The following is a 21,114-nucleotide window of genomic DNA, read 5'->3' as shown; positions in this document are numbered from 1 at the left end:
GTAACGGCAAGGCCTGACTCTACTGTTAATCGCTGCCACGACCTGTCAGCACACCGAATCCTCTGATCGAGATACACAAGTGATCGAAAATCTACGTAACATCGCCATCATTGCTCACGTTGACCACGGTAAAACCACCCTGGTAGACAAACTCCTGCGCCAATCCGGCACCCTGGAGCGCAACGAGCTCAACGACGAGCGCGTGATGGACTCCAACGACCAGGAAAAAGAGCGCGGTATTACCATCCTGGCGAAAAACACCGCCATCAACTGGAACGGCTACCACATCAACATCGTGGACACCCCGGGCCACGCCGACTTCGGCGGCGAAGTAGAACGCGTAATGTCGATGGTCGACTCCGTGCTGCTGCTGGTTGACGCTCAAGACGGCCCTATGCCGCAAACCCGTTTCGTGACCAAGAAGGCGTTCGAAGCCGGCCTGCGTCCGATCGTGTGCATCAACAAGGTTGACCGTCCAGGCGCGCGTCCGGACTGGGTTCTGGACCAGATCTTCGACCTGTTCGACAACCTGGGCGCCACCGAAGAACAGCTCGATTTCCAGGTGATCTACGCCTCGGCCCTGAACGGTATTGCTGGTCTTGACCACACCGACATGGCTGAAGACATGACCCCGCTGTACCAGTCGATCGTCGACAACGTACCGCCGCCGAAAGTTGACCGTGAAGGCCCGTTCCAGATGCAAATCTCGGCACTGGACTACAACAGCTTCCTGGGTGTTATCGGCGTTGGCCGTATTGCCCGTGGCAGCGTCAAGCCGAACACCCCGGTTGTGGCTATCGGCGCCGACGGCAAGAAGCGTAACGGTCGTATCCTGAAGCTGATGGGCCACCACGGTCTGCACCGCATCGACGTTGAAGAAGCATTTGCCGGCGACATCGTGTGCGTCAGCGGCATGGACTCGCTGTTCATCTCCGACACCCTGTGCCAGCCGGACACTGTCGAGGCGATGAAGCCTCTGACCGTTGACGAGCCAACCGTTTCGATGACCTTCCAGGTGAACGACTCGCCGTTCTGCGGCAAGGAAGGCAAGTTCGTGACCTCCCGTAACATCAAGGAGCGTCTGGACAAAGAGCTGCTGTACAACGTTGCACTGCGCGTTGAAGAAGGCGACTCGGCTGACAAGTTCAAAGTCTCCGGCCGTGGTGAGCTGCACCTCTCCGTACTGATCGAAACCATGCGTCGCGAAGGCTTCGAAATGGGTGTTGGTCGTCCGGAAGTGATCATCCGTCAGGTTGACGGCGTGAAGCAGGAACCGTTCGAAAACGTCACCATCGACACCCCTGAAGAATCCCAGGGCAAGGTCATGGAAGAGATGGGCCTGCGTAAGGGCGACCTGACCAACATGGTGCCGGATGGCAAGGGCCGTGTACGTCTGGAATACAACATCCCTGCTCGTGGTCTGATCGGTTTCCGTAACCAGTTCCTGACCCTGACCAACGGCGCTGGCATCCTGACCTCGATCTTCGATCGCTACGACACCATGAAGTCCGGCGACATGTCCGGTCGTCAGAACGGTGTTCTGGTATCGGTAGAAACCGGCAAGGCGCTGACCTACTCCCTGGAAACCCTCCAGGCGCGTGGCAAGCTGTTCGTTGAACACGGTCAAGAGATCTACAACGGTCAGATCGTTGGTCTGAACAGCCGTGACAACGACATGGGCGTCAACCCAACCAAAGGCAAGAAGCTCGACAACATGCGTGCTTCGGGCAAAGACGAAACCATCGCTCTGGTCCCACCTGTTCGCTTCACCCTGGAACAGGCACTGGAATTCATCCAGGACGACGAGCTGTGCGAAGTGACGCCTAAGTCGATCCGCCTGCGTAAAAAGATCCTGGACGAAGGCGAGCGTACCCGCGCTGCCAAGAAATCCAAGAACTGAGTTAACTCAGGCTGAATAAAAACGCCCCCGGTCGAAAGGCCGGGGGCGTTTTTTTATGCCTGCAGTTTTGGTGGTGGCTGTACTGGCCTCATCGGGGGCAAGCCTCTTCCCACCTTTGAATGTGTTCACAGATCAAAATGTGGGAGGGGGCTTGCCCCCGATAGGGCCCTCAACAGCCCCACAAAACCCGAATCAGAACTTATCGAGGGTCTTGAACTTGGTCTCGCGCACCACTTCCTTCGGCTTGTACGCGCAGTATCCCGGCCGCGGTCCGATTTTCGGGTGGTTGCGGCAGGTATCCGGGCGCTTGTCATAAATAGTGCAGAAGCGCGTCTTACGATCCAGGTACAGGCAATCGTTGTTGCTCATGCGCTGCAGGGTAAAGATCTCGGATTTGTTGTTGTAGCGCTCCACGATGCCTTCCTTCTGCAACCGCTTGGCGATGTTCTTCGGCGGGTCACCGCGCTCGAATTCGTCGACGATGCCAATGCGGATCAGGTCCTTGATCTTCACCTCGACCGGCAGCGTGCAGCAGCTGGACACGCAGCCGCCGCACATGTGGGCGGAATATTTCTGCCAGGTTTCCAGACGGTCGAGTTCCGCGGCGGCGATCAGTTGAGGCTTCATCAGGGTTCCAGGGTGGGGCGGTAGCAGGGCGCGCGATCATACCGGGATTGGTGGTTTTTTGAACAATATTTTGCGGATTTCAGCCAAAAGGCACGCCTGAGCCAAAAGCGGGCACGGCGCCTGCATCAAATTCACCAAACCGTTAATGAGTTAAAAAACTGACGAACCGCAGCCGCTACCGTCTGTCAGACGGTCTAGGCTCTAGCAACTCCTTCTATCTCGCCCGAGGTCGCAATTGATGTCTCAGGAACCACTTGCACGAGAAGCAGAGGTAGCCGCATTTCGCGATGCCGTCTTGACCAAACTCACTTACGCGGTGGGCAAGGACCCGGATCACGCCTTCGACCACGACTGGTTCGAAGCCATTGCCCTGGCCGCCCGCGACCAGATGGTCGACCACTGGATGGACCACACGCGGCGTATCTACCGCAAAGGCCAGAAGCGGGTGTATTACCTCTCGCTGGAATTTCTTATTGGCCGCTTGCTCTACGACAGCTTGAGCAATCTGGGCGTGCTGGAGATCGCGCGCGACGCACTGGCTGAGCTGGGCGTCGACCTTGAGCGCATTCGTCTGCTGGAGCCCGATGCGGCGCTCGGCAACGGTGGCCTGGGGCGTCTGGCCGCGTGCTTCATGGAAAGCATGTCCACCCTCGGCATCGCCGGGCATGGTTACGGCATCCGCTACGAGCACGGCTTGTTCCGCCAGGCGATTGTCGATGGCTGGCAACAGGAGCAGACCGAACGCTGGCTGGATTTCGGCAACCCATGGGAATTCGAACGCGCCGAAGTGATTTACCCGATTGGTTTTGGCGGCAGCGTCGAAACCCTGCCGGATGCGTCCGGCAAGATGATCCAGGTGTGGACGCCCGGCGAAACCGTGCGCGCGGTTGCCTACGACACGCCGGTGGTCGGCTGGCGCGGTGCCAGCGTCAATACCCTGCGCCTGTGGCGTGCGCGCGCCGTTGAGGACTTGCACCTGGAGCGCTTCAACGCCGGTGACCACTTGGGCGCCGTCGCCGAAGTGGCCCGCGCCGAAAGTATTTCCCGCGTGCTTTACCCGGCCGACAGCACCGAAGCCGGGCAGGAACTGCGCCTGCGCCAGGAGTACTTCTTCGTCTCCGCTTCGTTGCAGGATCTGCTGCGCCGCCACAAGAACATGCACGGCTCGGTCCTGAGCCTGGGCGAACACGCCGCGATCCAGCTCAACGACACTCACCCGTCCATCGCCGTGGCCGAACTGATGCGTCAACTGGTGGACCTGCACGACATTCCCTGGGAAGCTGCGTGGGACGTGACCGTCGAAACGCTGTCCTACACCAACCACACCCTGCTGCCTGAAGCCCTGGAAACCTGGCCGGTCGGCTTGATGGAGCGCATGTTGCCCCGGCACATGCAGATCATCTACCTGATCAATGCCCAGCACATCGACTCGCTGCGCGCCAAAGGCATCCACGATTTCGATGTGCTGCGCGCCGTTTCGCTGATCGAAGAAGACAACGGCCGCCGCGTGCGCATGGGCAACCTGGCGTTCCTCGGTTCCCACAGCGTCAACGGCGTATCCGGCCTGCACACCCAGTTGATGCGCAGCACCGTGTTCTCCGAACTGCACAAGCTCTACCCGGAACGCATCAACAACAAAACCAACGGCATTACCTTCCGCCGCTGGCTGTACCAGGCCAACCCCAAGCTCACGCAGATGCTGGTGGAAGCGCTGGGGCCGGACATTCTCGACACCATGGAAACCCGCCTGACGGAGCTTGAAACCTTCGCCGAGAAACAGGCCTTCCGCAAAGCCTTCGCCGACCAGCGCCTGCACAGCAAGCGTGCGCTGGCCGAGATCATCCATGAGCGCCTGGGCATTTCGGTCAACCCGGCGGCGATGTTCGACGTACAGGTCAAGCGTATCCACGAGTACAAGCGCCAACTGCTGAACCTGCTGCACACCGTGGCGCTGTACCAGGCGATCCGTGCCGAGCCGGGCACCGACTGGGTGCCGCGGGTGAAGATCTTCGCGGGCAAGGCGGCGGCGAGCTATCACCAGGCCAAGCTGATCATCAAGCTGACCAACGACATCGCGCGCACCGTGAACAACGACCCGACCGTACGTGGTCTGCTCAAGGTGGTGTTCCTGCCCAACTACAACGTGAGCCTGGCAGAAAGCATCATCCCGGCGGCGGACTTGTCGGAGCAGATTTCCACCGCCGGCTTCGAGGCCTCGGGCACCAGCAACATGAAGTTCGGCCTCAACGGTGCGCTCACCATCGGCACCATGGATGGCGCGAATGTGGAGATGCACGAGCAGGTCGGCGCCGAGCACATGTTCATCTTCGGCCTCAGCGCGCAGCAGGTGGAAGCCCGCAAGCACGCCGGTGAATTCAGCGCCGGGCCGGACATTGCTGCATCCCATCGTCTCAACGACGTGCTGCAGGCCATCCGCGGCGGGGTGTTCTCGCCGGATGATCCGGGCCGCTACGTGGGCCTGATCGACGGGCTGATCGACTACGACCGCTTCCTGGTGTGCGCCGACTTCGATTCCTACTGGGACGCCCAGGCACGGGTCGAAGCGCATTGGCACGACTCCAAGGCGTGGTGGCGTTCGGCGGTGCTCAACACCGCGCGCATGGGCTGGTTCAGCTCGGACCGCACCATCCGCGAGTACGCCACCGAAATCTGGAAAGCGCTCGACTAAACGCTGCAATGCACAGTGCGGGAGGGGGCTTGCTCCCTCCCGCATTGGATCTGTTGCCAGACCATGAACTCTATTGCGCTTAAATCCTCTGATGAGAGGATTTAAGCCCCGACTCGCGCTAAACTGCGCGGGTTTTCAGCCCCCCATTGTCCGGAGCCTTACATGTCCCGCGTTACCTTGAGTCGCTATTTGATCGAGCAGACCCGCAGCAATAACACGCCTGCCGATCTGCGCTTCCTTATCGAAGTGGTGGCGCGTGCCTGCAAGGAAATCAGCCACGCCGTGTCCAAAGGCGCATTGGGGGGTGTCCTGGGCAGCATGGGCACTGAAAACGTGCAGGGCGAAGTGCAGAAGAAGCTCGACGTGATCTCCAACGAGATCCTGCTCGAAGCCAACGAGTGGGGCGGTCACCTGGCCGGCATGGCGTCCGAGGAAATGGACAATGCCTACCAGATTCCGGGCAAATACCCGAAGGGCGCCTATCTGCTGGTATTCGACCCATTGGACGGCTCGTCCAACATCGACATCAACGCACCGGTCGGCACCATCTTCTCGGTACTGCGTTGCCCCAACGAATACCTGAGCCAGAACGAAGCGCTGAACGAAAAGGCCTTTCTGCAGCCAGGCACCGAGCAGGTGGCTGCAGGCTACGCGATCTACGGCCCGCAGACCATGCTGGTGCTGACCCTGGGCGACGGCGTAAAAGGCTTCACCCTGGACCGCGAAATGGGCAGCTTCGTACTCACCCACGAAGACATCACCATTCCTGCGTCCACCCAGGAATTTGCGATCAACATGTCCAACCAGCGTCACTGGGAAGAGCCGGTGACCCGCTATGTTGGCGAGCTGATGGCTGGCGAAGAAGGCCCGCTGAAGAAAAACTTCAACATGCGCTGGGTGGCTGCAATGGTGGCCGACGTGCACCGTATCCTCACCCGTGGTGGCTTGTTCATGTACCCACGCGACAGCCGCGAGCCGTCCAAACCGGGCAAGTTGCGCCTGATGTACGAAGCCAACCCGATGTCGTTCCTGGTTGAGCAGGCTGGCGGCGCGTCCACCGACGGTCACCAGCGCATCCTCGACATCCAGCCTGAAGGCCTGCACCAGCGTGTGGCGGTGTTCCTGGGTTCGAAGGAAGAAGTTGAGCGCGTGACGTCGTATCACAAGAAGTAAGCGCGTGCGATAAACAATCCGCCGTGTTGTGAGGCGGATCACCGTTGAAGAAGCCCCGAAACGTTTCAGCGTTTTCGGGGCTTTTTTTGTTTTTGCGCGTCGGGAACCAGACCCCCCTTTTCCCTTCTAAGGTTCTGGCAGATACCCACGCTGCTTCGCCCTTCCAGGAGTTTATCCATGTCGTTACGTCGTCTCGCCTTGCTGACTTTTTGCGTGCTGCTGGCCGCTTGCAGCAAGGTCAATCAAGAGAATTACGCAAAGTTGTCGGCCGGGATGCCCAAGGCTGAGGTGGAGTCGTTGCTGGGCACGCCGACTGACTGTTCCGGCGCACTGGGCATGTCCAGCTGCACCTGGGGCGATAAAAACAGTTTTATCAGCGTTCAATATGCCGGTGACAAGGTTGTGTTGTTTTCCGGGCAAGGCCTGAAGTAAACCGGGGCGCAAGCCTGCGGGAGAAGAAGAATGATGCGTTTTGTTTTGTTCCTTTGCGCCAGCCTGTTTTTGGCAGGCTGCGCCAGCCATTCTGGCGATGATCTGCAACCCAAGACCGCGAGCAACGTCAACCTCAAACGTTACCAGGGCACCTGGTACGAGTTGGCTCGATTGCCGATGTACTTCCAGCGCAACTGCGCGCAGTCGGAAGCCCGCTACAACCTGCTGCCGGATGGCGACATGTCGGTGTTCAATCGCTGCCTGACCACCGAGTGGAAGTGGGAAGAAGCCAAGGGCACCGCCACACCGCAAGTGCCGGGCAAGACCGACAAGCTCTGGGTGGAATTCAATAACTGGTTTACTGCGCTGCTGCCGGGCGTTGCCAAGGGCGACTACTGGGTGTTGTACGTCAGCGATGACTACAAGACCGCCATCGTGGGCAGCCCGAGCCGTCGCTACATGTGGATCCTGTCGCGTACACCAACGGTGAGCGCTGAAACTCGTGAAGACCTGCTCAGCAGGGCGCGGCAACAGGGCTATGACACCACGCGCCTGATCTTCCGCACCTCGGACAAGCAGATGGCCAAGACCTCGCAATAACCTCGACAACACCCTGAACCCAATGTGGGAGGGGGCTTGCTCCCGATAGCCGTGCATCAGTCACCCTATTCATGACTGACATGCCGCAATCGGGAGCAAGCCCCCTCCCACATTTTTTATCCGAGTAGAGTCCTCAACACCTGCGTGAAGGCCCTCGCGCTTTCCTCTTCGTCGGCATGATGCCCCTCGCGCACCACCCATTTGCCGTTCACCAGCACATCACGCACCTGCCGATCTCCTCCGGCGAACAGCCAGCGATTGAGAATCCCATCTCCGCTCGCCGTGGCCAGGTACGGATCATTACCGTCAAGCACGATCCAGTCCGCCCGCTTGCCCACTTCCAATCGACCCACCGGTTGCCCCAGCGCCTGGGCCCCACCGTCCAGCGCGGCATCAAACAGCGTGCGGCCAACCATCGGCTGATCGGAGCGATACAGACGATTGCGCCGCTGATCCCGCAACCGCTGGCCATATTCCAGCCAGCGCAATTCCTCCACCACGCTCAGCGACACATGGCTGTCGGAGCCGATGCCCATGCGCCCACCCTGGGCGAGAAAATCCACCGCCGGGAAAATCCCGTCACCCAGATTCGCCTCAGTGGTCAGACACAACCCTGCAATCGCACGGCTTCTGGCCATGCGCGCGACTTCGTCCGCATCGGCATGGGTGGCGTGCACCAGGCACCAGCGCTCATCGACCTCAACGTTGTCATACAGCCATTGCAGGGGGCGCTTGCCGCTCCAGGCCAGGCAATCGTCGACTTCTTTCTGCTGCTCGGCGATGTGGATATGCACGGGGCACGCCTTGTCGCCGGCTGCCAGCACGTCGTGGATCTGCTGCGGGGTGACCGCGCGCAGCGAGTGGAAACACAGCCCCAGCTGCTGCGCCGGTTGTGCCGCCAGCATCGGACGCAAGCGGGCCTGCAGGTCCAGGTAACTGTCGGTGCTGTTGATAAACCGCCGCTGGCCCTCGTTCGGCGCCTGGCCACCAAACCCCGAGTGGGTGTAGAGCACCGGCACCAGCGTCAGGCCGATACCGCTGTGGGCGGCCGCCTGGCTGATCTGCCGCGACAGCTCGGCGCGGTCGGCGTAAGGCTGGCCGCTGACATCGTGATGCACGTAATGAAACTCGGCCACCGAGGTGTAGCCGGCCTTGAGCATTTCGATGTACAGCTGGCGCGCGATCACCTGCAACTGGTCCGGGCTGATCTTGCCGACCATGCGGTACATCAGCTCGCGCCAGGTCCAGAAACTGTCATTCGGGTTGCCCGCCACTTCCGCCAGGCCGGCCATGGCGCGCTGGAAGGCATGGGAATGCAGGTTCGGCATGCCGGCCAACAGCGGGCCTCTGAGCCGCTCGGCGCCGTCTGCGTCGGCATTGGCCTCGACCCGAGTCAGCAGTCCGTCGACGCCCAACTCAAGGCGTACATCGTTGGCCCATCCATCAGGCAGCAGCGCGCGTTCGGCAAAGAATGCGGACATGATCAGAAGACTCCGGTCGTGTGTTTATTTGTATATACATATACAGACGTTTGCCTGCTCGGTAAACTCCGGCAATCTATGCTTCTTTTTTCCCTGCAAGGATTCCCTGTGCCGACTCCGCCTGCCAAGTCTTCGCTGGCTGCCCACATGGACGAAAGTCCGGCGCCCTTGTATGCCCGCGTCAAACAGATGATCAGCCAGCAGATTCTCAACGGTAACTGGCCGCCCCATTACCGCGTGCCGTCGGAAAGCGAACTGGTCAGCCAGTTGGGCTTCAGCCGCATGACCATCAACCGCGCCCTGCGCGAACTCACCGCCGAAGGGTTGCTGGTGCGCATGCAGGGCGTGGGCACATTCGTCGCTGAACCCAAGAGCCAGTCGGCACTGTTCGAAGTGCACAACATTGCCGATGAGATTGCCTCGCGCGGCCATCGTCATACCTGCCAGGTCATCCACCTGTGCGAAGAGGCTGCCGGTTCCGAGCGCGCCGTTGCGCTGGAAATGCGTGAAGGCGGGCGGGTGTTCCACTCGCTGATCGTGCACTACGAAAACGATATACCCGTGCAGATCGAAGACCGCTTCGTCAACGCCGCAGTCGCGCCCGACTACCTGCAGCAGGACTTCACCCAGCAAACCCCCTACGCGTACCTCAACCAGGTGGCACCGCTCACCGAAGGCGAGCACGTGGTCGAAGCGATTCTCGCTGACGCCGCCGAATGCAAACTGCTGCAGATCGAGCCGAGCGAACCCTGCCTGTTGATTCGCCGGCGCACCTGGTCGGGCCGTCAGCCGGTAACCGCCGCACGCTTGATCCACCCCGGTTCCCGGCACAGCCTCGAAGGGCGTTTCAGCAAATGAGTGAAGTCAGCGTGTGGCGCGCCACCGACTATGTGCGCATGCCCTGGAAAAATGGCGGCGGCAGCACCGAAGAAATCACCCGTGATGCAGGCGAAGGCCTGGAGGGGTTTGGCTGGCGTCTGTCGATTGCCGATATTGCCGAATCGGGCGGTTTCTCCACCTTCGCCGGCTACCAGCGCGTGATCACCGTGATCAAGGGCGCAGGCATGGTGCTGACCGTGGACGGCGAGGAGCAGCGCGGCCTCTTGCCGCTGCAACCTTTCGCCTTCAGTGGCGACAGTCAGGTGTCCTGCCGCCTGATCACCGGGCCGATTCGCGATTTCAACCTGATCTATTCGCCCCAGCGTTACCACGCGCGTTTGCAATGGGTGGACGGCGTGCAGCGCTTTTTCAGCACCGCGCAGACGGTGCTGGTGTTCAGCGTGGCGGATGAAGTGAAGGTGCTGGACCAGAAGTTGGGCCATCACGATTGCCTGCAAGTGGAGGGTAATACCGGCTTGCTGGATATTTCCGTGGCAGGCCGTAGCTGCATTATCGAACTGACCGCGCGCGGTTAAAAAATGTGGGAGGGGGCTTGCTCCCTCCCACATTTCTCGGCGGTGTTTACAAAACGGTGCACCAATTTGTTACCGAATGCCCCAGCGTGATGCAACTCCAGTGTTTCGCCCTCGTTGAAAACACCCACCCAGGAAATTTCACAAAGCCCCCAAAGCCTTAATTCTCAAGGCTCCCGTGTATTCGATAAAAAATTCCCCCTGACCGACTCATCAAGTTGGCCGCTCGATTGCATATGCTTGTACATACAAGTAAAGGTGTGTGCGTAAGACTCTTCTTCCCCACGCACCTGTTCGCGCATCGATCGCCCAGGAGTCAGCGTTGTGACCAAGCCTACCCAGTTCCGTGATGTCGAAATCCGTGCCGCCCGCGGTAACAAGCTCACCGCTAAAAGCTGGCTGACCGAAGCGCCGCTGCGCATGTTGATGAACAACCTCGACCCGCAAGTGGCCGAGAACCCGAAAGAACTGGTGGTGTACGGCGGCATCGGCCGTGCGGCGCGCAATTGGGAGTGCTACGACCAGATCGTCGAGAGCCTCACCCATCTGAACGACGACGAAACCCTGCTGGTGCAGTCGGGCAAGCCGGTCGGCGTGTTCAAAACTCACAGCAACGCGCCACGCGTGCTCATCGCCAACTCCAACCTGGTGCCGCACTGGGCCAGTTGGGAACACTTCAACGAACTGGATGCCAAGGGCCTGGCCATGTACGGCCAGATGACCGCTGGCAGCTGGATCTACATCGGCAGCCAGGGCATCGTCCAGGGCACTTACGAAACCTTCGTCGAAGCCGGTCGCCAACATTACGACAGCAACCTCAAGGGCCGCTGGGTGCTCACCGCCGGCCTCGGCGGCATGGGTGGCGCGCAGCCACTCGCGGCCACGCTGGCCGGTGCGTGCTCGCTGAACATCGAATGCCAGCAGGTCAGCATCGATTTCCGTCTGGCCAGCCGCTATGTCGACGAGCAGGCCACCGACCTCGACGACGCCCTGGCCCGTATCGCCAAATACACCCAGGAAGGCAAGGCCATTTCCATCGCCCTGCTGGGTAATGCCGCCGAAATTCTGCCGGAGCTGGTCAAGCGCGGCGTGCGCCCGGACATGGTCACCGACCAGACCAGCGCCCACGACCCGCTCAACGGCTACCTGCCGGCCGGCTGGACCTGGGACGAATACCGCGCCCGCGCCAAAACCGAGCCGGCCGTCGTGATCCAGGCCGCCAAGCAGTCGATGGCCGTGCATGTAAAAGCCATGCTCGAATTCCAGAAACAGGGCATCCCGACGTTCGACTACGGCAACAACATCCGCCAGATGGCCCAGGAAGTCGGCGTGGAAAACGCCTTTGATTTTCCGGGCTTCGTGCCGGCCTATATCCGCCCGCTGTTCTGCCGTGGCATCGGCCCGTTCCGCTGGGCTGCGCTGTCGGGCGACCCGCAGGACATCTACAAGACCGACGCCAAAGTCAAAGCGCTGATCCCGGACGACGCCCACCTGCACAACTGGCTGGACATGGCGCGTGAACGCATCAGCTTCCAGGGCCTGCCGGCGCGTATCTGCTGGGTCGGCCTGGGCCAGCGCGCGAAGCTGGGCCTGGCGTTCAACGAAATGGTCCGCAGCGGCGAGCTGTCGGCGCCGGTGGTGATTGGCCGGGACCACCTCGACTCCGGCTCGGTCGCCAGCCCCAACCGCGAAACCGAATCCATGCAGGATGGCTCCGACGCCGTGTCCGACTGGCCGCTGCTCAACGCCTTGCTCAACACCGCGAGCGGCGCGACCTGGGTCTCGCTGCACCACGGCGGTGGCGTGGGCATGGGCTTCTCCCAGCATTCGGGCATGGTCATCGTCTGCGACGGCACCGATGAAGCGGCCGAACGCATCGCGCGGGTATTGCACAACGACCCGGCCACCGGGGTGATGCGGCATGCGGACGCCGGCTACCAGATCGCGATCGACTGTGCCAAAGAGCAGGGCCTGAACCTGCCGATGATCAAATAAAGACCGGCTCGGTTGTTGTGGGAGCCGGGCTTGCCCGCGATGCAGGCGACTCGGTTTGTCAGTAAGACCGAGGTGATGCCATCGCAGGCAAGCCAGCTCCCACAGAAGAGCAATGCGCATGCAGAACAATCCATCAGAGGTTGAACAACAATGGCTGTAAATGACGCTCGTGCAAGCAGCACCCCGCTGATCGAAAAACGTTCGATCGACTACATCCCGGAAGCGGAAAGACACGGTCGTCTCTTGAGCCAGTTCACCCTGTGGCTCGGCGCCAACCTGCAGATCACCGCCATCGTCACCGGGGCCCTGGCCGTGGTGCTGGGCGGTGATGTGTTCTGGTCGTTGATCGGTCTGTTGATCGGCCAACTGATCGGCGGCGGCGTCATGGCCCTGCATGCGGCGCAAGGGCCCAAGCTCGGCCTGCCGCAGATGATCTCCAGCCGTGTGCAGTTCGGGGTGTACGGCGCGGCCATCCCGATTGTGCTGGTGTGCCTGATGTACCTGGGCTTCACCGCCACCGGCACCGTGCTGTCCGGCCAGGCGCTGGGCCAGCTGTTCGGCGTCAGTGACAGCACCGGTATCCTGATGTTCGCCAGTGTCATCGTGCTGGTCACGGTGCTAGGCTATCGGGTGATCCATTTCATCGGCCGCGTCGCCAGCGTCATTGGGGTGGTGGCGTTTGTCTATCTGTTCAGCCGCCTGATGAGCCAGGCCGACGTTGGCGCGCTCCTGCAAATCCGTCACTTCAGCTGGAGCAGTTTCCTGCTGGCGGTGTCGCTCGCGGCCTCCTGGCAGATCGCGTTCGGCCCGTATGTGGCGGACTATTCACGCTACCTGCCGAGCCGTACGTCATCACTGAAAACCTTCCTCGCCGCCGGTGCCGGTTCGGTGATCGGCGCGCAGGTGGCGATGATCCTCGGTGTGTTCGCCGCCGCGTTGTCCAACGGGCAATTCGCCGGTCACGAAGTGGCCTACATCGTTGGCCTGGGCGGCACGGGGGCTACCGCTGCGTTGCTGTATTTCAGCATCGCGTTCGGCAAGGTCACGATTTCCACCCTGAACTCCTACGGCAGCTTCATGTGCATCGCGACCATCATCAGCGGCTTTCGCGGTCGCCTCGAAGTCACGCGCTGGCAGCGTCTGGGGTTCGTGCTGGTCATCGTCGGCGCGGCAACCCTGATCGCGCTGCTCGGCCAGCACTCGTTCCTCGGTGCGTTCAAGTCGTTCATCCTGTTTCTGCTGGCGTTCTTCACGCCGTGGAGCGCGATCAACCTGGTCGACTATTACTGCATCACCCGCGAGCGCTATGACGTGCCGGCCCTGGCCGATCCGAACGGACGCTACGGGCGTTGGAACCTGCTGGGCATCAGCGTCTATGCGTTTGGCGTGCTGGTGCAGTTGCCGTTCATTTCCACCCAGTTCTACACCGGCCCGCTGGTGGCCGCCCTCGGTGACGTGGATATCTCCTGGATCATCGGCCTGGTGCTGCCCGCCGGCCTGTATTACCTGTGCGCAAAAAAATGGCACAGCGCGGTACCTGACCACCTGATCCTGCCGCCAGAGCAGGGCGCTGCGCCAATAAAAACCAGGCCGGTTGCACAGGCCTGATGGGACGTGGACAGGGCAGGACGCCTACTGACTGCCGTAATCCATTTCAAGATTGGGAGCGTCACCACAATGAAAATACATAAGACCCTGCTGGCCACTCTGTTTCTGGCAAGCGCCGGCGCCCAGGCGGCCGGTTGGTGCGAATCCGGCAAGCCGGTGAAGTTCGCAGGCCTCAACTGGGAAAGCGGCATGCTGCTGACCGATATCCTGCAAACCGTGTTGGAAAAAGGCTACGACTGCAAAACCGACAGCCTGCCGGGCAACTCCATCACCATGGAAAACGCCCTGGGCAGTAACGACATTCAGGTGTTCGCCGAAGAGTGGGTGGGCCGCAGCGAAGTCTGGAACAAGGCCGAGAAGGCCGGCAAGGTCGTGGGCGTCGGCGCGCCTATCGTCGGTGCGATCGAGGGCTGGTACGTGCCGCGTTACGTGATCGAAGGCGACGCCAAGCGCAAGCTTGTCGCCAAGGCGCCGGACCTGAAGAACATCGCAGATCTGGCCAAGTACGCCCAGGTGTTCAAGGACCCGGAAGAACCGTCCAAGGGCCGCTTCTACAACTGCCCGGCCGGCTGGACCTGTGAGCTGGACAACAGCGAAATGCTGAAAAGCTACGGCCTGGAGAACACCTACACCAACTTCCGCCCGGGCACCGGCCCGGCGCTGGATGCGGCGGTGCTGTCGAGTTACAAGCGTGGCGAGCCGATCCTGTTCTACTACTGGTCGCCGACGCCGCTGATGGGCCAGGTCGACCTGGTCAAGCTGCAGGAAAAACCCGGCGTGGATAAAAGCGTGAGCATCAAGGTCGGCCTGTCCAAGGCATTCCATGAACAGGCGCCGGAACTGGTGGCCGTGCTGGAAAAGGTCAACCTGCCCATCGACCTGCTCAACCAGAACCTGGGCCGTATGGCCAAGGAGCGCATCGAATCGCCGAAACTGGCGAAAATATTCCTCAAGGAACATCCTGAGGTCTGGCACGCCTGGGTCAGCGACGAGGCCGCCAAAAAAATCGACGCGGCCTTGTAGGTCAAGCGCGTCCGGCTACCCTGAAGGGCTGGCCGGGCGCCTGGCCACACCCCATTGGATCGAGAGCACGCTATGTTTCCTGAGAGTTTTACGTTTTCCATCGCCGACTGGGTCAACGAGTGGGTGGACGCATTGGTCACCAACTACGGCGATGTGTTCCGGCACATCTCCGACACCCTGCTGTGGGCCATCGTCAACCTGGAAGGCCTGCTGCGCGCCGCGCCCTGGTGGCTGATGCTGGCGATTGTCGGCGCCATTGCCTGGCACGCCACGCGCAAGGTGGTGACCACCGCCGTGATCGTCGGTTTGCTGTTTCTGGTGGGCGCCGTGGGCCTGTGGGACAAGCTGATGCAAACCCTGGCGCTGATGATGGTCGCTACGGTGATCTCGGTGCTGATCGGCATTCCGCTGGGCATCCTGTCGGCGCGCAGCAATCGCCTGCGGTCGGTGCTGATGCCGCTGCTCGACATCATGCAGACCATGCCCAGCTTCGTGTACCTGATCCCGGTGCTGATGCTGTTCGGCCTGGGCAAGGTGCCGGCGATCTTCGCCACGGTGATCTACGCCGCGCCACCGCTGATTCGCCTCACTGACCTGGGTATTCGCCAGGTTGACGGCGAAGTCATGGAAGCCATCAACGCCTTCGGCGCCAACCGCTGGCAGCAACTGTTCGGCGTGCAATTGCCGCTGGCCCTGCCGAGCATCATGGCCGGCATCAACCAGACCACCATGATGGCGCTGTCGATGGTGGTGATCGCCTCGATGATCGGTGCCCGTGGCCTGGGTGAAGACGTACTGGTCGGCATCCAGACCCTCAACGTTGGCCGTGGCCTTGAAGCCGGCCTTGCGATTGTGATTCTCGCGGTGGTCATCGACCGCATTACCCAGGCCTATGGTCGTCCACGGCATGAGGCGAGCAAATGACGAGCGTCAGCAAAATCGAAGTGCGCAACGTATTCAAGATTTTCGGCAACCGCTCCAGGGAGGCCCTGGCGCTGATCGGCCAGGGCAAGACCAAGGACCAGGTGCTGGCCGAGACCGGCTGCGTGGTCGGGGTCAATGACCTGTCCCTGAGCATCGCCACCGGCGAGATCTTCGTGATCATGGGCCTGTCGGGTTCCGGCAAGTCGACCCTGGTGCGCCATTTCAACCGTCTGATCGACCCCACCAGCGGCGCGATCCTAGTGGACGGCGAAGACATTCTGCAGCTGGACATGGAAGCGCTGCGCCAATTGCGTCGCCACAAGATCAGCATGGTGTTCCAGAGCTTCGGCCTGCTGCCGCACAAGAGCGTGCTCGACAACGTCGCCTATGGCCTCAAGGTGCGCGGCGAAAGCAGGCAGGTGTGCGCCGAACGTGCAGCGCACTGGGTCGACACCGTAGGCCTCAAGGGCTACGAAAACAAATACCCGCACCAGCTTTCCGGCGGCATGCGCCAGCGCGTCGGCCTGGCCCGCGCGTTGGCGGCCGACACCGACATCATCCTGATGGACGAAGCCTTCAGCGCCCTCGACCCGCTGATCCGCGCCGAGATGCAGGACCAGTTGCTCGAGCTGCAAAAGACCCTGCACAAGACCATCGTGTTCATCACCCACGATCTGGATGAGGCCGTGCGCATCGGCAACCGCATTGCGATCCTCAAGGACGGCAAGCTGATCCAGGTCGGCACGCCGCGCGAGATTCTGCACTCGCCGGCCGATGAGTATGTGGACCGGTTTGTTCAGCGGCGGGCGGCGGTGGTCTGATCAGGGTTTTGTGGTGAGGCGACTGGCCTCATCGGGAGCAAGCCCCCTCTCACATTTGAAATGCGCTTCCCTGTGGGAGGGGGCTTGCTCCCGATAGGGCCGGCAACGCTGCACAAACATTGAAGAAGGTACAAAGATGCCCCAGCCAGCAACAATCCTCATCGCCGACGCTCCCCTGCGCTGGCAGGACGTGGTCGCCGTCGCCCGCCACGGCGCCGTGCTCGAACTGTCGGGCCAGGCCTGGGCGCGCATCGACAATGCCCAGGCCATCGTGCAGCGCATCGTCACCAGCGGCGAGCGCGCCTATGGCGTCAACACCGGGCTGGGGGCGCTGTGCAATGTCTCGCTTGAGGGCGAACAGCTCAGCCAGCTGTCGCGCAACACCCTGCTGAGCCACGCCTGCGGCGTCGGCCCGGCGCTGAGTGACGAGCAGACCCGCGCGATCATCTGCGCCGCCATCATCAACTACAGCCACGGCCATTCCGGCCTGCATCGGCAGGTGGTGCAAGCGCTGCTGGCGTTGCTCAACCACGGCATCACCCCGCAAGTGCCGTCCCAGGGATCGGTGGGTTACCTGACCCATATGGCCCATGTCGGCGTGGCGTTGCTGGGAATTGGCGACGTCAGCTATCGCGGCCGGATCGTCCCGGCGCAGGACGCACTGAAAGCAGAAGATTTGCAGCCCGTGATGCTCGGCGCCAAGGATGGTTTGTGCCTGGTCAACGGCACGCCGTGCATGACCGGCCTGAGCTGCCTGGCCCTGGCCGACGCGCATCACCTGCTGCAATGGGCCGACGTGATCGGCGCCATGAGCTTCGAGGCCCAGCGCGGCCAGCTCGATGCGTTTGACGAAGAGATCCTCGCCCTCAAGCGCCACCCCGGTATGCAGCGCGTCGGCAGCAACCTGCGCGCGCTGCTCGCCGGCAGTGAAGTGATCGCCGGCAGCAGGGGCATCCGCACCCAGGACGCCCTGAGCCTGCGCTCGATCCCGCAGATCCACGGCGCCTCGCGCGATCAGGTGGAGCACGCGACCCGCCAGATCGAAACCGAGCTCAACGGCGCCACCGACAACCCGCTGCTGCTTGGCACGCCGGACCATTACCGCGTGGTGTCCCAGGCCAACCCCCACGGTCAGTCCGTGGCCATGGCCGCCGACCTGCTCGCCATCGCCATGGCCGAAATCGGCGCGGTGGCCGAGCGGCGCCTGGACCGCCTGATCAACCCGCACGTCAGCGGCCTGCCGGCCTTTCTGGTGAGTAACCCCGGGGTGAACTCCGGGATGATGATCGTGCAATACGTCGCCGCGTCGCTGTGCGGCCAGAACCGCCAGCTGGCGCAACCGGCGGTGCTCGACAACTTCGTCACCTCGGGCCTGCAGGAAGACCACCTGAGCATGGGCACCAACGCCGCGCTCAAGCTGCACCAGCTGCTGGCCAACGTGACGCGGATTCTGGCCATCGAATACCTGCTGGCAGCCCAGGCGTTCGAGTTTCTCAAGGACCAGCGCTTCGGCGCAGGTACCGATCGCGCCTGGCGTCTGTTGCGCGAGGTGGTCGCCGCGTATGAGCAGGACCGCTGGCTGGCGCCGGACATTGAAGCCGCCGCCAGGGTGCTCACCGACACTGCATTACCGAATTTGCATTGAAATCAAAAAATAATTCACAAGGAGCATGAACGTGACTGCACTCAACCTGATTCCAGGCCAACTGAGCCTTGCCCAACTGCGCACCGTCTACCAGCAGTCGGTCACCCTCAGCCTGGATGACAGTGCATCGAACCAGATCGAAGCCAGCGTCGCCTGCGTGGAACAGATTCTCGCCGAGAACCGCACCGCCTACGGCATCAACACCGGGTTCGGCCTGCTGGCCTCGACCCGCATCGCCAGCGAAGACCTGGAAAACCTGCAGCGCTCGCTGGTGCTGTCCCACGCCGCCGGCGTCGGCGAACCCATCAGCGACGCGCTGGTGCGGCTGGTCATGGTGCTCAAGGTCAACAGCCTGAGCCGCGGGTTTTCCGGGATCCGTCGCCAGGTGATCGACGCGCTGATCGCGCTGATCAACGCCGAGGTCTACCCGCACATTCCGCTCAAGGGTTCGGTGGGTGCCTCCGGCGACCTCGCGCCCCTGGCGCACATGTCCCTGGTGCTGCTGGGCGAGGGCAAGGCGCGCTACAAAGGCGAATGGCTGACGGCCGTGGACGCGCTGAAAATCGCCGGCCTCACGCCGCTGACCCTCGCCGCCAAGGAAGGCCTGGCGCTGCTCAACGGCACCCAGGTGTCCACCGCCTACGCCTTGCGCGGGCTGTTCGAAGGCGAAGACCTGTTTGCCGGCGCGCTTGTCTGCGGCAGCCTCACGGTTGAAGCGGTACTGGGCTCGCGCTCACCGTTCGACGCGCGAATCCACGCCGCGCGCGGCCAGCGTGGGCAGATCGATGCGGCGGCGGCTTACCGAACGCTGCTCGGTGACAGCAGCCAGGTGTCGCAGTCGCACCAGAACTGCGACAAGGTGCAGGACCCTTATTCCCTGCGCTGCCAGCCGCAAGTGATGGGCGCCTGCCTGACCCAGTTGCGCCAGGCGGCCGAGGTGCTGGCGGTCGAAGCCAACGCGGTGTCGGACAACCCGCTGGTGTTCGCCGTCGAAGGTGATGTGATCTCCGGCGGCAACTTCCACGCCGAGCCGGTGGCGATGGCCGCCGACAACATGGCGCTGGCGCTGGCTGAGATCGGCGCGCTGAGCGAACGGCGCATCTCGCTGATGATGGACAAGCACATGTCGCAATTGCCGCCGTTTCTGGTGGGCAATGGCGGGGTCAACTCAGGCTTTATGATCGCTCAGGTCACAGCCGCCGCGCTGGCCAGCGAGAACAAAGCCCTCGCTCATCCCCACAGTGTCGACAGCCTGCCCACCTCCGCCAACCAGGAAGATCACGTATCGATGGCCCCGGCCGCCGGCAAGCGTCTGTGGGAAATGGCCGAGAACACCCGAGGCATCCTCGCCGTGGAATGGCTGGCAGCCTGCCAGGGCCTGGACCTGCGCGACGGCCTCAACACCTCGCCGGTACTTGAACAGGCCCGAGGCTTGCTGCGCGATAAAGTGGCGTTCTACGACAAGGACCGCTTCTTCGCCCCGGACATCATCGCCGCCAGCGAACTGCTTGCCGGTCGCTGCCTGAACGAGCTGGTGCCGGCGCAGTTGCTGCCGAGCCTGTAACGAGGAGGTTGGATGAAAACCCTTTGGCAACACTGTCACGTCGCAACCATGGCTGACGGCACCTACTCGATCATCGAGGATGCCGCGCTGGTCACCGCCGATTCGCTGATCGAATGGATCGGCCCGCGCAGCCAGTTGCCGGCGGCGGACTACGCTCAGGTGCATGACCTGCGAGGCGCCTGGGTCACCCCCGGGCTGATCGACTGCCATACCCACACCGTGTTCGGCGGCAACCGCAGCGGCGAATTCGAGCAGCGCCTTCAGGGCGTGAGCTATGCCGAGATCGCCGCTCAGGGCGGCGGCATTGCCAGCACCGTGCGCGCCACGCGTGCCGCCAGCGAAGACGAGCTGTTCGCCAGCGCCCACAAGCGTCTGCGCAGCCTGTTGAGAGACGGCGTGACCACGGTGGAGATCAAGTCCGGCTACGGCCTGGACCTGGCCAACGAACGCAAGATGCTGCGCGTGGCCCGTCGCCTCGGTGACGCGCTGCCGGTGAGCGTGCGCGCCACGTGCCTGGCCGCACACGCACTGCCGCCGGAGTACAAGGACCGTGCCGACGATTACATCGAGCACATCTGCAACGAGATGCTGCCGGCCCTGGCGGCAGAGGGGCTGGTGGATGCGGTCGACGCGTTCTGCGAGTACCTGGCGTTTTCCACCGAGCAGGTGGAGCGCGTGTTCAAGGTTGCCCGGCAGCTTGGCTTACCGGTGAAGCTGCACGCCGAGCAATTGTCGTCGCTGCACGGCTCCAGCCTGGCGGCACGCTACCACGCGCTGTCGGCCGATCATCTGGAGTTCATGACCGAGGAAGACGCCCTCGCCATGGCCGCCTCTGGCACTGTCGCGGTATTGCTGCCGGGCGCGTTCTACTTCCTGCGCGAAACCCAGCTGCCGCCGATGGACGCCCTGCGCAAACACGGCGTGAAAATCGCCATCGCCAGCGACCTCAACCCCGGGACCTCGCCGGCACTGTCGGTGCGCCTGATGCTGAATATGGCGTGCACCCTGTTCCGCATGACGCCCGAAGAAGCCCTGGCCGGCGCCACCCGGCATGCGGCCACCGCGCTGGGCATGGGCGACACCCATGGTTCACTGGAAGTGGGCAAGGTCGCCGATTTTGTCGCCTGGCAGATTGATCGCCCCGCCGACCTGGCCTACTGGCTGGGCGGCGACCTGGACAAACGCGTGGTGCGCCACGGCGTCGACGTCACTGTGTAAGG

General features: G+C 62.2%; 17 protein-coding genes. 15 read left to right on the top strand and 2 right to left on the bottom strand.

Annotated features, from left to right (window positions below; all coding sequences use genetic code 11):
* Positions 1 to 79 precede the first annotated feature (79 nt).
* On the top strand, positions 80 to 1,900 hold the full coding sequence (gene typA / locus ACXX81_RS20910; RefSeq protein ID WP_057008554.1) for a translational GTPase TypA: 1,821 nt from the start codon (positions 80 to 82) through the stop codon (positions 1,898 to 1,900).
* Positions 1,901 to 2,092: 192 nt separating this feature from the next.
* Here the strand turns inward: typA and ACXX81_RS20905 are convergent, their stop codons facing one another.
* Positions 2,093 to 2,527 carry a YkgJ family cysteine cluster protein gene (locus ACXX81_RS20905; RefSeq protein ID WP_024072902.1) on the bottom strand — a complete coding sequence of 145 codons (435 nt, stop codon included), beginning with the start codon at positions 2,525 to 2,527 and terminating at the stop codon, positions 2,093 to 2,095.
* A gap of 238 nt (positions 2,528 to 2,765) precedes the next feature.
* Between ACXX81_RS20905 and ACXX81_RS20900 the strand changes: the two genes are divergently transcribed.
* The 4 genes from ACXX81_RS20900 (at position 2,766) to ACXX81_RS20885 (ending at position 7,421) form a co-directional block, all read left to right on the top strand.
* Positions 2,766 to 5,216 carry a glycogen/starch/alpha-glucan phosphorylase gene (locus ACXX81_RS20900; RefSeq protein WP_209987464.1) on the top strand — a complete coding sequence of 817 codons (2,451 nt, stop codon included), beginning with the start codon at positions 2,766 to 2,768 and terminating at the stop codon, positions 5,214 to 5,216.
* Positions 5,217 to 5,378: 162 nt separating this feature from the next.
* Positions 5,379 to 6,389, top strand: coding sequence for a class 1 fructose-bisphosphatase (locus ACXX81_RS20895; RefSeq protein ID WP_209987467.1), 1,011 nt, complete (start codon positions 5,379 to 5,381; stop codon positions 6,387 to 6,389).
* A gap of 177 nt (positions 6,390 to 6,566) precedes the next feature.
* On the top strand, positions 6,567 to 6,821 hold the full coding sequence (locus ACXX81_RS20890) for a hypothetical protein (RefSeq protein WP_209987470.1): 255 nt from the start codon (positions 6,567 to 6,569) through the stop codon (positions 6,819 to 6,821).
* A 30-nt stretch (positions 6,822 to 6,851) separates the two neighbouring features.
* Positions 6,852 to 7,421: a lipocalin family protein gene (locus ACXX81_RS20885; protein WP_209987474.1), complete on the top strand. Its 570-nt coding sequence runs from the start codon at positions 6,852 to 6,854 to the stop codon at positions 7,419 to 7,421.
* A gap of 116 nt (positions 7,422 to 7,537) precedes the next feature.
* Here ACXX81_RS20885 and ACXX81_RS20880 read toward each other — a convergent pair whose 3' ends face one another.
* Positions 7,538 to 8,902, bottom strand: a complete 1,365-nt coding sequence (locus tag ACXX81_RS20880; protein ID WP_458572318.1) for a formimidoylglutamate deiminase — start codon at positions 8,900 to 8,902, stop codon at positions 7,538 to 7,540.
* A 147-nt stretch (positions 8,903 to 9,049) separates the two neighbouring features.
* Between ACXX81_RS20880 and hutC the strand changes: the two genes are divergently transcribed.
* The 10 genes from hutC (at position 9,050) to hutI (ending at position 21,112) form a co-directional block, all read left to right on the top strand.
* The gene (hutC, locus tag ACXX81_RS20875) at positions 9,050 to 9,760 is read left to right on the top strand and encodes a histidine utilization transcriptional repressor HutC (RefSeq protein WP_323571403.1); all 711 of its coding nucleotides are present in this window, start codon (positions 9,050 to 9,052) and stop codon (positions 9,758 to 9,760) included.
* A complete protein-coding gene (locus tag ACXX81_RS20870; RefSeq protein ID WP_209987488.1) occupies positions 9,757 to 10,317 on the top strand; it encodes a HutD/Ves family protein in 561 nt (186 codons plus the stop codon). The genes hutC and ACXX81_RS20870 overlap by 4 nt, the downstream gene beginning before the upstream one ends.
* A gap of 321 nt (positions 10,318 to 10,638) precedes the next feature.
* Positions 10,639 to 12,309, top strand: a complete 1,671-nt coding sequence (hutU, locus tag ACXX81_RS20865) for a urocanate hydratase (protein WP_231422704.1) — start codon at positions 10,639 to 10,641, stop codon at positions 12,307 to 12,309.
* 150 nt (positions 12,310 to 12,459) lie between these two features.
* A complete protein-coding gene (locus ACXX81_RS20860) occupies positions 12,460 to 13,917 on the top strand; it encodes a purine-cytosine permease family protein (RefSeq protein ID WP_458572317.1) in 1,458 nt (485 codons plus the stop codon).
* 69 nt (positions 13,918 to 13,986) lie between these two features.
* A complete protein-coding gene (locus ACXX81_RS20855; protein WP_458572316.1) occupies positions 13,987 to 14,940 on the top strand; it encodes an ABC transporter substrate-binding protein in 954 nt (317 codons plus the stop codon).
* A gap of 72 nt (positions 14,941 to 15,012) precedes the next feature.
* Complete coding sequence (locus ACXX81_RS20850) at positions 15,013 to 15,864, top strand: ABC transporter permease (protein WP_209987501.1); 852 nt, start codon at positions 15,013 to 15,015, stop codon at positions 15,862 to 15,864.
* Positions 15,861 to 16,685 (top strand): quaternary amine ABC transporter ATP-binding protein, encoded by an 825-nt coding sequence (locus ACXX81_RS20845; protein ID WP_209987504.1) that lies wholly within the window; start codon positions 15,861 to 15,863, stop codon positions 16,683 to 16,685. The genes ACXX81_RS20850 and ACXX81_RS20845 overlap by 4 nt, the downstream gene beginning before the upstream one ends.
* Positions 16,686 to 16,821: 136 nt before the next feature.
* Positions 16,822 to 18,330 (top strand): HAL/PAL/TAL family ammonia-lyase, encoded by a 1,509-nt coding sequence (locus ACXX81_RS20840; protein ID WP_458572315.1) that lies wholly within the window; start codon positions 16,822 to 16,824, stop codon positions 18,328 to 18,330.
* A gap of 25 nt (positions 18,331 to 18,355) precedes the next feature.
* Positions 18,356 to 19,894 carry a histidine ammonia-lyase gene (gene hutH / locus ACXX81_RS20835; protein WP_458572314.1) on the top strand — a complete coding sequence of 513 codons (1,539 nt, stop codon included), beginning with the start codon at positions 18,356 to 18,358 and terminating at the stop codon, positions 19,892 to 19,894.
* A 12-nt stretch (positions 19,895 to 19,906) separates the two neighbouring features.
* A complete protein-coding gene (gene hutI, locus ACXX81_RS20830) occupies positions 19,907 to 21,112 on the top strand; it encodes an imidazolonepropionase (RefSeq protein ID WP_231422709.1) in 1,206 nt (401 codons plus the stop codon).
* Positions 21,113 to 21,114 lie beyond the last annotated feature (2 nt).

Source organism: Pseudomonas sp. GNP013 (assembly GCF_054343995.1).
This window is presented reverse-complemented; position numbering and strand designations above follow the sequence as displayed.